15 protein-coding genes are annotated in these 13392 nt (G+C 27.6%); all 15 read left to right on the forward strand.

What is annotated here, in order from left to right:
- Positions 1–3: 3 nt before the first annotated feature.
- The 15 genes from AYC61_RS14165 (at position 4) to AYC61_RS14235 (ending at position 13358) form a co-directional block, all read left to right on the forward strand.
- Entirely contained in the window at positions 4–1056 is a 1053-nt protein-coding gene (locus AYC61_RS14165) for a hypothetical protein (protein WP_066503719.1), read from the forward strand.
- Positions 1056–1331, forward strand: coding sequence for a hypothetical protein (locus AYC61_RS14170; protein ID WP_066503725.1), 276 nt, complete (start codon positions 1056–1058; stop codon positions 1329–1331). The genes AYC61_RS14165 and AYC61_RS14170 overlap by 1 nt, the downstream gene beginning before the upstream one ends.
- A gap of 21 nt (positions 1332–1352) precedes the next feature.
- Complete coding sequence (locus tag AYC61_RS14175) at positions 1353–2108, forward strand: hypothetical protein (protein ID WP_066503727.1); 756 nt, start codon at positions 1353–1355, stop codon at positions 2106–2108.
- Position 2109: 1 nt separating this feature from the next.
- The gene (locus AYC61_RS14180; RefSeq protein WP_066503729.1) at positions 2110–2421 is read left to right on the forward strand and encodes a hypothetical protein; all 312 of its coding nucleotides are present in this window, start codon (positions 2110–2112) and stop codon (positions 2419–2421) included.
- 1 nt (position 2422) lies between these two features.
- Positions 2423–2569 carry a hypothetical protein gene (locus tag AYC61_RS21710; RefSeq protein ID WP_202906846.1) on the forward strand — a complete coding sequence of 49 codons (147 nt, stop codon included), beginning with the start codon at positions 2423–2425 and terminating at the stop codon, positions 2567–2569.
- Positions 2570–3060: 491 nt separating this feature from the next.
- Positions 3061–3882, forward strand: a complete 822-nt coding sequence (locus tag AYC61_RS14190) for a hypothetical protein (RefSeq protein ID WP_162265469.1) — start codon at positions 3061–3063, stop codon at positions 3880–3882.
- The gene (locus tag AYC61_RS14195; protein ID WP_082759978.1) at positions 3866–5047 is read left to right on the forward strand and encodes a hypothetical protein; all 1182 of its coding nucleotides are present in this window, start codon (positions 3866–3868) and stop codon (positions 5045–5047) included. Before AYC61_RS14190 ends, AYC61_RS14195 begins: the two co-directional genes overlap by 17 nt.
- Positions 5044–5319 (forward strand): hypothetical protein, encoded by a 276-nt coding sequence (locus AYC61_RS14200; protein ID WP_066503734.1) that lies wholly within the window; start codon positions 5044–5046, stop codon positions 5317–5319. The genes AYC61_RS14195 and AYC61_RS14200 overlap by 4 nt, the downstream gene beginning before the upstream one ends.
- Positions 5320–5648: 329 nt before the next feature.
- Positions 5649–6173, forward strand: a complete 525-nt coding sequence (locus tag AYC61_RS14205) for a phage holin family protein (RefSeq protein WP_066503736.1) — start codon at positions 5649–5651, stop codon at positions 6171–6173.
- 187 nt (positions 6174–6360) lie between these two features.
- A complete protein-coding gene (locus tag AYC61_RS14210; protein WP_066503738.1) occupies positions 6361–7512 on the forward strand; it encodes an AAA family ATPase in 1152 nt (383 codons plus the stop codon).
- Positions 7487–8263 (forward strand): hypothetical protein, encoded by a 777-nt coding sequence (locus AYC61_RS14215; RefSeq protein WP_066503739.1) that lies wholly within the window; start codon positions 7487–7489, stop codon positions 8261–8263. The genes AYC61_RS14210 and AYC61_RS14215 overlap by 26 nt, the downstream gene beginning before the upstream one ends.
- Positions 8264–8744: 481 nt before the next feature.
- Complete coding sequence (locus tag AYC61_RS14220) at positions 8745–9116, forward strand: hypothetical protein (protein ID WP_066503740.1); 372 nt, start codon at positions 8745–8747, stop codon at positions 9114–9116.
- Between the two features lie 961 nt (positions 9117–10077).
- Entirely contained in the window at positions 10078–10557 is a 480-nt protein-coding gene (locus AYC61_RS14225) for a hypothetical protein (RefSeq protein ID WP_066503743.1), read from the forward strand.
- Between the two features lie 934 nt (positions 10558–11491).
- Positions 11492–12181, forward strand: a complete 690-nt coding sequence (locus AYC61_RS14230; protein ID WP_066503745.1) for a hypothetical protein — start codon at positions 11492–11494, stop codon at positions 12179–12181.
- 484 nt (positions 12182–12665) lie between these two features.
- On the forward strand, positions 12666–13358 hold the full coding sequence (locus AYC61_RS14235) for a hypothetical protein (protein WP_066503747.1): 693 nt from the start codon (positions 12666–12668) through the stop codon (positions 13356–13358).
- Positions 13359–13392: the final 34 nt, after the last annotated feature.

Below are 13392 nucleotides of genomic sequence, written 5' to 3' on the forward strand. Positions count from 1 at the left end.
ATATTGAAAATAACTGAACCAAAGAGGTTATTTGATTCAACTCTTAAAGTAACCGAAAACTTAATAACAAATACAGGAGATGAAAAATGGATAATATCTGATTTATGGATATCAAATTCATCAGATGTAGAAAAATACGTTACACTAAAAACAGAATATCAAGGCACATATGACAAAGTCAAAAGAACACTTTTAGACAGCATAGAGGTACAGCCTAAGCAAACATTGATAGTAGGTAATTTTATATTAGAACCAAATGAAAAGCTTTATGCTTATACAAATGGAACAATTCATGCACATTATGATGCAGAATTTGAAAGTGATGATAGTGATTTAGTATTTGTAGCAAAGGAATGTGGAACAGCAGGAAACAATATCACTTTAGAGATACTTAATCCTCAAAAAGTAAACAATCCTCTGTCCTGCATAGTTGATAGTAAAGCTATTTCAATTTCACTTGCAACAGATGACATGACAATACCTCAAAAAGCATCACTGACAACAGAGCTTTTTGACCCAAATAATGATTTAGTTTTTACTTCTAAAGCATATGGTAGTGACAGCAACAATATAAGCATTGAATATATAAATCCATCAGCACCTAATGTACCTCTAGCTTTAGATGTAAATGTATGGGCTTTGACAGTAACTCTGGGAACAGATGATAATGGTAACATAGTTACTACTGCAAATGCTTTAAAAGACTATGTGAACAGTAATCAGGAGTTAATAGATGTTGAGCTTGCTGAAGGTAATGATGGTACAGGCTTTGTGAGAGCTTTGGAGAAAAAATACCTAAGCGGTGGCATTGATTCAAATGTCACTACTACCGCAAATGATGTTATAAATTTAGTCAAAACCAATGAAGCATTAGATGAGCTCGTATATATACTAAAGAGTGAACCTCACAGCGGAGAAGGTTTATTAAGACATTTTACCTTACCAGGTACTCACGACAGTAAGGTTCAATTTAACTATGGAGATGCAGACAAATATAACCCTAACCATTTTGGTATAACAGGTGTTGATATTATAGGATATGGGAGGTCGATATAATGAAATCAGTTGTAATACCTCAAAGCGGTTCATATTATGAAAAATTAGAAAAAACTCCTATTGGACAGCAAAAGTATTGGTGGGATTTATTTTACAGTGATTACAATAGCAGCATTGGGTTATTAGAAATGATTATGAACGATAAAGAATTATCAGCTGAAATTGTTAATAACAAATATGCACTTAAAGCCATATTTAGTGGGTATGAAAAACATAGTATACAAACATCAATTAAAGAGGGTATTTCTAATTTAGAATTAAAACATAATAAATAAATTTAAAGGAGGAAAAATAAATTGGATTTAATTAGTGCGTTTTTTAAAGGTAGATATAATGTTGGGTTGGGGCTAGCTAATTACGTAGGTATAGATAATGAAACTTTAAAAAAAGTAAACACACTTAAGGATTTTATTAAATATGCTGACCGAGAAACATTAGATTTATTATTAAACAATGAGAACTTTCTAAAATACTTTCTAACAAATGAAGATGCAAGATACATTATTTGTAACAATCCTGAACTTAAAGAAATTATATATTGTCAAGATAATATAAATAGGTTATTAAATACTTTAGATAGTGAATTTAATCTTGTGAATAGTGATGGTAAATTAATTATTAAAACGCCGTTTACACCAGTTGGCAGTTGTCATTACGGAAATAATTATGAATCGTCATATGATGATAGATTTATTATTGGTACTAATGGTGCGTCTGATAGAGAAAATACTTCAAATTTTTATAGTAATGAGAAATTTGATTTAACGCACATTGATAGTGTCTTAGTTCAGTCATATGTATATTATAATTACTATTCTCCTACAGTTTATGTTGGTTTCTATTCTGATAATACGCAAACAAATAAAACATTTGATTCTAGTGGTGCTTATACTGTATCGTCAACGAACACATATGAATTTGAAATTAATACAAAAAACTTAAGAGGATTTTATTATATAAAATTTTCTTTTTATGATAATTATGTAGATCACATTGAACAATGTAAAATGTCAATTGATAAAATAATTTTTAAACCTGAAAGGAGATTATAAAATGAATTATGTTGTATATAACACAAGCATGAAGGTAGAACAAATAGTAGCTATCAAACCTGAAAGTATTGAAGAAGGTTTATTTATAGCTCAATCAGAAGATCTACAGCTGGGTGATGAATTTAGTTATTCTATAACTATTCATGAAGTAACAGAAGATATAGTTAAAAGCTATTCAGCTTATAGAGTAGCACCAAAAGTAGAAGAATTGCTGAAGGATAATTATGAAAAAGAGAAAGAAATAAAAGATTTAAAAAAGCAATTATCACTTGCTCAACAGGCATTAGACGATTTAATTTTAGGAGGTATGTAGTATGGGTGCTTATTTAGGACAAAGGGTAATAGATGAAGTTTATACTTATGATTTTGTTATAAGTAAAAGACCAGATTTAAAAGAAAGCATTAATGCTTATTTAATTGAAAAAGGAAAAGAAGCATTGATTACAGTGGAAAATTCCTAATATTAAAAACTATAAAGCTTCAATAATAATTAAATAATCTTACAATTAAAATTAGTCTATACTCAATGATTATTTTATAATAAAGTTATTTCTCTTTTTGTTTTAGCTCTTTAGTATGTGGTGAGGGAGCTATGCAGGAATCTTTCTCGTCTCGGTGGTGTACGTGTATTTTCTGATTAGAAGTGAAAGGAAAATACACGCGCACCAATGTTCCTTAGAAAGAAACCCTTCATGTCTCCTAGTAGCTTTATTGGTTTTTATTATAGCTATTTTCTTTGGTCGTTTATTGTAAGGCTTTGTAAGAATAAAAATAAAGAAAGATATTTTATGATTTATGAATATATGATAAAATTTATGATTTTATTATTTAAGTATGGTAAGAGGACTATTCAGGGTTTGCGTGATGGTATCGTAAACCTATTTATAGTTTTCTTGCCATTGAATATGAAAATAGAAAAACAGAATAAGGTGGTGATATATAAATGACCACAATGATTGGAATTGGGGTTTATGGTGATGGTGGGGTTTTTGACCCTGCTACTTCACATATATATAATATAGATGAAGTAAACATTACTAACGCTGTATTTGATGAAGTTGATTTGTTTGATGGGTTACAAAATATAGCTAATGAAAAAGGTAAATGGAATTCTAATACTAAATTTGTTGCTAAGTTTTTGGGTAATCTAGAAGCTGGCAATATATCTCTAGGTGAGGCTGAAATATCTGGGCTTAAGGTTAAGAGGAAAAGGAAGAAAACCTCTACTTATAAGGATTTAGCTACTGTTGATTATATACCTAACAGTATGATGACCTACTATGATTACTTTGCTGCAAGTAGTAAAGATTATGAATATGCTGTTGTTCCTATTGATAATGCTGGTATTGAGGGTGTTATAAGTACTATAGCTACTTCTCCTGATTTTGAGGGTTGGTGGCTTATTGATCCTGATAATCCTGAGGATGGTAGTTTTCATTTTTACTACAACCTTGAAGATGTGAGTATCTCTACTTATGAGGACAGGACTGAATTAAATACCTTTGCTAAATATCCAAAAGTATATTATGGTCAAAAGCGTGCTAAGCATGGAAGTCTTTCTGGCTTATTTATTCCTGAAAAAGACAGTGTAGTCAAGCAGTATGAGAAATTAGAAAGTATTATCAGCAAGCATAAACCACTATTACTAAAAGACGGTGAAGGCAGATGCTATTATGTTGATGTGTCTGCTCCTAATGAAGTTGCTGTTCAAAGACCTTCTGGAATATCTTCTTTTACTATAAATTGGGTGGAGGTTGATGAGTACAATGATTAATGCAAGTGATGCTTTTAAACAAACACTTCTCTCCCCTATTTCTGAGGTTTATGTTAAATTAGAACTTTTAGATAAAGATGAAAATGTAATAGATATTTTTACAGACCAGGTCAGCAGTGATTCGATTGGTGATATATCTGTAGACGGAAATAGAGATATAAGACGTATGTTTACTCTTACGCTTGATAACAGTGACGGTAAATTTACTTGGAATGAAAATGGTTTGATATGGATTGATAATAAGAAAATCAAGCTGTATATTGGTTTGAAAACTCCTTTGGGAATTGAATACATTCCTCAAGGAGTTTTTGTTATTACTCAACCTGAGGCAGTTCACAAACCTCTTGAAAACTCTGTTACTATCAGTGGTCAAGACAAGTGGTATCTGCTCACAGGGAATTTTGGACGCTTCACTCATGAAACTACTATTAAAAAAGGTACTAATATAAAAGAAGCTGTCAAAATTTTAGCTCAAGGTGGAGGTATTAACAAGATGATTCTTGAGGATACTGATATAACAGTTCCTTATGATATGACTTTTCAAATAGGTCAAAATAGAGGTACTGCTATCAAAGACCTTGCGGGTAAGGCTTATGTAGATGATGAATATTTTTATGATGTCTATTTTGATATTAACGGTTATCTAAGGTTTTCTAAATACAAAGACCCGTTACTTGAAGCTCCCTGCTGGACTTATAAAATAGATGACTCTACCCTATATGCAGGAAGTGTAAGAAAACTAGATGATACTAATTTGTTTAATCACATTCTTGTATTAGGAGGTTCTTCGCAAACTGCGGAGTTCAGAACTGAACTGGTTATTGATGAAAAGCTCCCTGAGTGGGAAAGTAATCCTTATTCTATACAAAAAATCGGTAACAGATTTTATGCCTATAATAACGGTAATCCTGACAGTATGATTGACAGTCAGTCGCAGTGTGATGCTAGAGCTAAATTTGAACTCAATAAGCGTTTACAGTTCTCTGAAAAAGTCTCTTTAGATTTAGCTCCAAATTATTTACATCAAATAAATGATGTTATTGAGATTATTGATGATAAAAATGGCTGTTTAGGAAGTTATCAATTGGTACAGTTTTCTATACCTATCAGACCAAAAATCATTACAGCTCAGGCAAATAAGATAAGAAAGGGGCTTACAAAATGAAGCAGGATGAATTTATAAACAAAATACAAAGCATTATAACTAACTTCTTAGAAAAAAGAGGTTTTTTTATTCATGAATGGCATTTAGGCAGAGTTGCCGCTGTAAACTCTGATAAAACTTTAGATGTTTACATTGACGGCAGTTCTACCTCTACCCCATCAATACCTGCAAACTCCGACATAAATTTTTCTGTAAATGATTATGTATGGGTTCATTTTGTAAACAGAAATCCAAATAATCTTTTTGTTCCATATCATAGATTCGTTAAGTAGAAAGCAGAAACTTTATTTGGTGTAAGTTAAATTATATTGGGATGTTCCAAAATGAGTAAAGTTCAAGGCGTTGAAATTTTCGCGGATATGAGCGTACTAGATGTAGCTCACTACTCACTTCGTTCCTAGGAATAAGTGATTCACAAGAAATCATAGATTTCTGTTCTCTACTCATGATTAGTCGCGAAAAAACTAATGAAACTCCTACTCATACTTCCTAGGAGTAAGCGACTCACTAGAAATCACAGATTTCTGTTCCCTGCTTAACGCAGAAATTTGCCATTTTAGGGCATCCTTTTAGGTTAAATTAGAGGTAGGTGATATTAATAATGAAAGAAATGCTGATTGAGATATTTAACTGTGCTGTTGACATAATACAGCTTTGTCTGAATAAAGGTATATGGTTATTAGGTACTATTTTGGGAATAGTTCTATCTGAAATAGGCTATCCCAAAGAAATTCTAATATTTATCGTTACTTTGATAGTATTTGATTTGATAAGTAAACAGTATTCTATTATCATGAAAAGTTACAAAAGATTTACTATAGCTTTATATTTTCAGGGTTGGAAGGACAAGCATTTGACAAGCCGCTCTTTAAAAAACGGTATTTGTGTTAAGGTGCTGTTATATTTACCTGTGCTTTATACTGCAAATAAATGCTCTGTTTTACCCCAAATTGTATACGGCTCTACTATATCTAATATACTTTATACTATTTTGGCACTGGTTGAATTAACAAGTATTTTAGAAAACTTTATAGATGCAGGTTTTACTAATTTGAAGCCTCTTTTAAAGTTTTTAAAAAATAAACAAAAAAAATTAATCAATGATAATAGTAAAAAAAATAGTTAGTTACAATATTTTAGCTAAAATCATATTTATAAATAGTTATTTTTTTAATAAATGTATATCAACTAATACTAAATCAAAAACTACAATTGATGGTAAAAAAATTACACCTAAATACTATCCATAAGTAATAAATGTACTATTTATTTTGAATTTGGTGTATAATACTATTAAGAAAGGAGTGAATAATATGTTAACCAAATTAAGAATTAAAAATTATAAATCATTTAAAAAAAATACAATTATAGATTTTACGAAAACTAATTACAAGATCTTATCTAAAACTAATATACATGAAAATACATTAAAAGGCGGATTATTTATTGGAGCAAATGCTTCAGGAAAAACAAATGTAATAAAGGCAATAAAAAAATTATTAGAACTACTATTTGCAGAAAAAATTACTAATATTGAAGCTGATAATTGCTTATTTTCTAAAGAAAGCAATATGATACTAGAGTATAGTTTTTTAATTAATCAAGCTGTTATTAAATATCATATTGAATATGATATAAAAAAAGAAATTCTTATCGAAAAACTATTTTTAGATGAAAAATTATTATTAAACAGAATTGGTACAAATGGAGAAACAATATTAACAGAAAATAAAGTTTTTAATGAATTAGATAATGAGTCACTGCTTTTAAGAGAAATTTATTTTAACACTAAATTTAGAGGTCATGATATATTAAAAGAATGGTTTGATTTTCTTTTAAATTCAGTTGTTATTGATGCTTATTATGGAGGTATCTTTTCTCCAGGTAAAAAAACATTGATAATAAATGACTTTTTAGAAGAACATGGTGTTAATAATATAAATGCTTTTTTTCAAAAACTAAATTTTAAGCAAAAGATAGAATATTCAAATACAAGCAGTGGTAGTTTAATCACAATAAACTCAAATGATGAAAAAAGTGTTTTTTTTAAAAGAAAAGGAATAGGAGAACCTATACCATATCAATTAGAATCATTAGGAAATAAAAATTTATTGAATCTCTTACCTTCATTTTTTCATGTGATTAATAATAACGGAATGTTAATCATAGATGAATTTAGCAGTGGATTTCATAATCAATTAGAAGAATTATTATTAAGATACTTTATGCAAAAATCTAAACAGTCACAGATATTCATAGTCTCTCATTCAACAAATTTATTATCTAACTCATTATTAAGACCAGACCAGATTTATCTAATTGAATTTAAAGATATGAAAGGAAGTATTATTAAAAGAGCATCAGAAGAAAAACCAAGAGAAGCACAGAATATCGAGAAAATGTATTTAAGTGGAGTGTTTGGGGGGATACCAGCATATAATGATGAAGAACTTAACTATAAATAAAGAAAAAAATATAGGACAAGTATTGTTTATTGTAGAAGGATCAAAGACAGAATTTTATATTTTGCATAAAATATTTACTAAAATATTCAACTATCAATTTGAAAGAATAACTAGATACAAACCATATAGAAAATATAATAATAAAGATAATCCATTATCTCGCATTTTAGTCATAAATACAGAGGAGTCAAATATAAAATATATTGATGATAAAAATGAATATTTAAATGATTTATTCAAAGAATTAATAGATGAATATCATGTTAGAATTGATAATGCAGCTATATATTATATTTTCGATAGAGATAATCATTCAAATACAGATCCAGAATTTATTGATTCATTATTAAGAATTCTTAAAAACTCTCGAGATAATGACAACTATTATATGCAAGGACTGCTACTATTAAGCTATCCTTGTATAGAAAGCTTCACTCTTTCAAATTTTGATGACAATTCATATCTCTCAAGCTTTGAAAAAGGAGAAAAAGATATTAAATTACATTTAAATATGAATGGAATAAATCAATGTAAAATCAATGAAACATCTTTGCTGAAAGCAGCACAGCAAATGGAATTTGCATTAGATAAATTGGGAATTAAGGAGTATGATTTAGATGAATTTTTCCCAACAAATATTGATATATTTAATAAACAAGAAAACCTGTATAGTATTAATAAAAAATATAATACATTAAGTCTTCTATGTATTGCTCTCTTAGATTTAGGTCTAATATCTGTTGAAGATTGATACAAAACTATTTTTACAATAAAAAACATGAGCCTTTCATATTGCAAACTTTTATTTCAAATTCGGTTCGTCTTATAAATAAGATGAGCCTTTTATTTTGTAGAAAATAAACGCTGATAGCATGTTTGAAGATAATAAGCTTAAAAAATAAGTATAGGTAGTTGCAAAACTAAAATATAAAAAATGTGGATAACTTTTAATGTTTTAGCTCATAAGTTTTTGGTGAGGGGAACTATCTCATAATCTTTGACGGTTCCGACAAGAGCTCGTTTCTTATGATTTAAGTGAAAGCGATGAAGAAACGAACTCTTGAAGTCACGCTTTCAAAGAAACATGAGATGGTTCCCTAGTAACTCTATTGGTAGTTTTTACAACTAACATATGGGGGAAAATGAATTCTTCATAGCAAATAAACATTGAATTTATGCATAGTGTAGAGTTTTGCAATTAACTAAAAATAAGTAAATAGGAGGAGATAAGTATGATTAATTGGGATATTATCATAGGAATTCTTATTGTTACAGCTCTGTTAATATTTTTAAAATACATTGTTCCGTATTTAAAAATGAACAAAATGGATTTTTATAGAGAAATCAAATTGGGATTAATGATATTTGGGTATACTTTTAAAGATGAAAAAATCAAGGCTATTGCTGATATGACATATGAGGTTGTCAATGATTTACAAATATTATCTGACACACCTATAGAGAAGCAAAATGAAGCCGTCAGACAATTATCTGGAAAAATCATGGATGAATTTGGTGTAGGTATTGAACCAAAGGCTCTTGATTTAATTGTTCAAATAGCTGTTACTTTATTACCAACTAAAAACCCTATCGAAAGAATTTAATCAAATTTTTTACATGAATATGAGTGCTTACGCCACGTTAATATTGATATCTATATACTATCTATTTATTTTATAACTATTTGGTATATCTATAAGCTATTTTGTAATTCTTTAAAGATTTGATATAGTCAAACTTTGTAGGTTATTTAACTCACTACTTCTTTGATTCAGCGATGTAAGAGATTTTTCTAACTCGGAGAAGGGAGTATTTTTCGATTTTTATAAGGTTAAAATATACCCTTCCATGTCGTTTACGAAAAATCTCTTACCCGCTTCTATGTATTTTGGAGAATTTTCTTTAGGAACAAGCTTTGTAGGACTTACAATGAAAATACTCATTTGTTTTCTTTATTCACTGGTATAGGATTTCTCTCTACACGTTATCATATAGTTTTTTCAATATGTGTATCTTCTACAGCTCAGTAAAGAAATTGTTTCTTTTGATTTTATAAAAGCATTGAAGAAACAAGCTCTTAAAGTCGCTCTCCGAAGAAACCTTAGAGAAATCCTAGATACATATCGGTAATAATCTTTTTTAGCTATTATTTAGGGTCAATATCAAATTTACAAAATAACAAACCCCAATATCTGCTATTAAAACTATCCCAACCAATAAACTTACTAGGGCTCAATCTAAGGTTTCTTGGCAGGTGACTTTTAAGAAGTTTTTTTTCAGCTTTTATAAAGTTGAAATAATTGCTTTTTTCAGAAACAAGCAAAGATTCTCAAATTCGTACCCCATTCCTACACTTTCAATATTTTACTTTTTCTTGACTTGTTTTAACTAATAATTAATAATCGATATAATATTAATGTTATTTTTTTGAACAAATGCGTTATAATGAAAGTAATACTGTATTTTTGCTGATTACATTCAAATTTATTAAACAGCTCGAAGCAAAAAATTTGAAGATATGAATTGTAATAGTTATGGAATAATAAAAATGAATGGGGATAAAAAATGATAAAATTGTTTAATAAAATGAAAATACTACAAATTATTATATTTGTATTGATAATTACTTTAATTTCATATTTATCAGTCACGAAATTTTATAATAAGAATTTAAATGACGAGCAAAAATATATTACCCTTATTCAAAACTATTTTGACGGGATTAATAATGAAGACTATGAAAAATCATATAATTTACTTTTAAAAAATAAATTCACTAACTTTAAAGAAGTATCTGATTATTGGAAAAATACTTATCATCATATTGAAATAATCTCAATAGACAAGCATGATGTTATTTCTAAGAATGAAAAAAAGCAATACATTTACAAAGTTAAGGTTAACTATTCAATCAAAGAAAATCCTAGTAAATATTCAACTATTGATAAATCAAATAAAACTGATATTATTTATGTAATAATAGAAACAGATGATGACGGTACATTAAAAATAGCTAAATTTACACATATTTATATTAACGAATAATAACTATAAAACTTTATATTCTTGATATGCTCGCCTTAAGGCAGACAGTTAAAGTAATAAAACTGTTACCATAAAGGGAGCATATTTTTATGGAATTAAAAAACAAAATACCACCTAAAATGAAACTTAACTTTGGAATATCTATTCTTATCTATAATAGTGCAAAAACACTAGAATAATTTTACAATTCAAATTAGCTTATGCTTTATAATTTTTTATAGTAAAGATTAAATTGTTTAGATTTGTTTTAACTCTCTAGTATATGGTGATGGAGCCATGCAGGAATCTTTCTCGTCACGGTGGTGTACATGTTTTTTTGATTAGAAGTGGAAGGAAAAAACATGCGCACCAATGTTCCTTAGAAAGAAACCCTACATGTCTCCTAGTAACTATATTGGTTGTTGGTAAATATTGTTAACCAAATGCACAGATTGGTATAAATTGTATTTAAAATTGCACCTTTATAGTTCTTATAAAATAATTGCTAATAAATGTAGTATAACTAGTACACCCTTTAGAAGATGGGTTGCAAAGTATAAAACTTTTGGTAAACCTGTATATATTGAAACTCATGAGAATTTTGCATATTTAACACAATTGTTAAAGGTTGTTAAAGCATATTCGATTTGTAGATATTATCTGACACACCTACAAGTTCAAATAGTCCATTCTATATTTTTCACTAAAAAAAAGATTTATTTTTTTCATACAAAATAGTAAGTATTTCGCTATTTCTTGTGTTTAAATTTATTAATTAAAATCTAATTTTCGAACATCATTTGGCGAAAATGTTAAAAACCAGAATGGTTTCAGATAACTTAATGGGTGGTTTTGTATCAATTTGTCTATATTTTTATAATTTGTATAAACTTGCATATTTTTCTATTATGAACTATAATTAAGTTAAGAATTTTAAATATAAGGAGTGACCATTTTGGAATCAGATGTTTCAAAGACATATGTAAATGACGAAACTATTTTAAACATAAAAGAAATATTTAAACTTATTGACAAATTAGAGTATGAAGAAGCTTTTCTTTTATCTTCAAAAATAATTGAAAGGAATGATAACGGTGACCAATTATTTCATGAATGGATTAAAGCTTTAGCTGAATCTTATTCATGTAATAGCAAAGAAACAGCAATACAATTATTAACAAAAGTTAAACCTGACGAATTAGAAAACGAAATTCATTTTAGAATAATTAACTCTTTGATGTGCTTCTATATAGAAATTGGTAATGAGCAAAAATTTCTAGAACATAAAGATAAACTTATTTCTAATTTGGACAAGCTTGATAACGATGAACTTCTAACTATAATAATGTGTAATATTGCTAACGGGTATTACGAATTTAAAAATCATAAGATTTCGTTAGAATACTGTGAAAAAGCAATAAATATGTGCCAACAATATAGAATTTTTAGTTTAAATTTTTCAGTAGTAGTAATGATAAAAATAGTAGATTTATTTTATCTTAGAGAAATAGAAAAAGCAAAAAAACTAGAAAAAGATTTTGAGACCTTCTTAAGATTGACTAACAATATAGGTGATCTTAAGTACTTAAAAGAAAATTTAGAAGAATTTTATAAGGAGGTGCAATATGATAAAAAAAGTATTTAATAAATTATATTACAACCCATTATTTTCAACCTTATGTCTCCTAGCAGTTTTAGCTAGTAACTATGCACTTAATAAGTCATTCCCAGTTATACATTAATAAAATTTTTCCATAAAAAATAGCCCTACAATTGTAGGGTTATTATAATTATGCTAGAGTAATGTCACAACTAAGTTTATCTTATATTTTTCTAAAAAATATTTATTTTTTCAATACAAAATAGTAAGTATTTCGCTATTTCTTGTGTCTAAATTTATTAATTAAAATCTATTTACGAATATCATTTGTCGAAACGATAAAAAATCAGAACGATTTTAAGTAACTTAATAAGTTATTTTGTATTATTTTGTATTATTTTGTTTATATTATAGTGTATGTATTAGCTTGTATTATTTTGTTATATTAATAGTGTATGTATTAGCTTGTATTTTTTTCTAATTTGAGCTATAATTGAGTTATGAATTTTGAATATAAGGAGTGACCATTTTGGAATCAGAAATATCAAAAACAAATGACTCAATGATCTTAAACATACAAAAGATATTTAAATACTTAAATCAATTACAATATGAAGAAGCTTTCCTTTTATCTTCTAAAATAATGGAAAGAAAAGATAGTGGAGATCAATTATTTCATGAATGGGTCAAATCTTTAGCTGAATTTTATTCATGTAATAATAAAAAAACCGCAATTCAATTATTAGAAAAAATTAAACCTAATAAATTAGAAAATGAAATTCATTTTAGAATAATTAATTCTTTAATGGGTTTTTATATAGAAATTGAGGATGAACAAAACTTTTTAAAATATAAAGAAGAGTTAATTTCAAATTTACATATACTTGACAACAATGATCTACTAGTTATAATACTCGGTAATATTAGTAATGGTTATTATGTATTTAAAAACTATACTAAATCATTAGAATACTGCGAAAAAACAATTAAGATAATGCAAACGAATAAAATATTTGACTTTAAATTTTCTAAGATAATAATGATAAAAATAATGAATTTATTATATTTAGGTAAAGTAGAAAAAGCCAAAAATCTACAAAAAGATTTTGAAGCCTTCTTAAAAATAACTAATAACCTAAGTGATAAAGAGTACTTAGTTAGAGCTATAAAAAAGTTTAAGGAGGTGGAGAATAATGAAAAAGATGTTAAAAAAGCTTTATAAAAGCCCATTGTTTTCAGCTTTTTTACTAGTTACA

The organism is Abyssisolibacter fermentans (assembly GCF_001559865.1).
In the GTDB taxonomy this organism is placed as follows: Bacteria; Bacillota; Clostridia; order Tissierellales; family MCWD3; genus Abyssisolibacter; species Abyssisolibacter fermentans.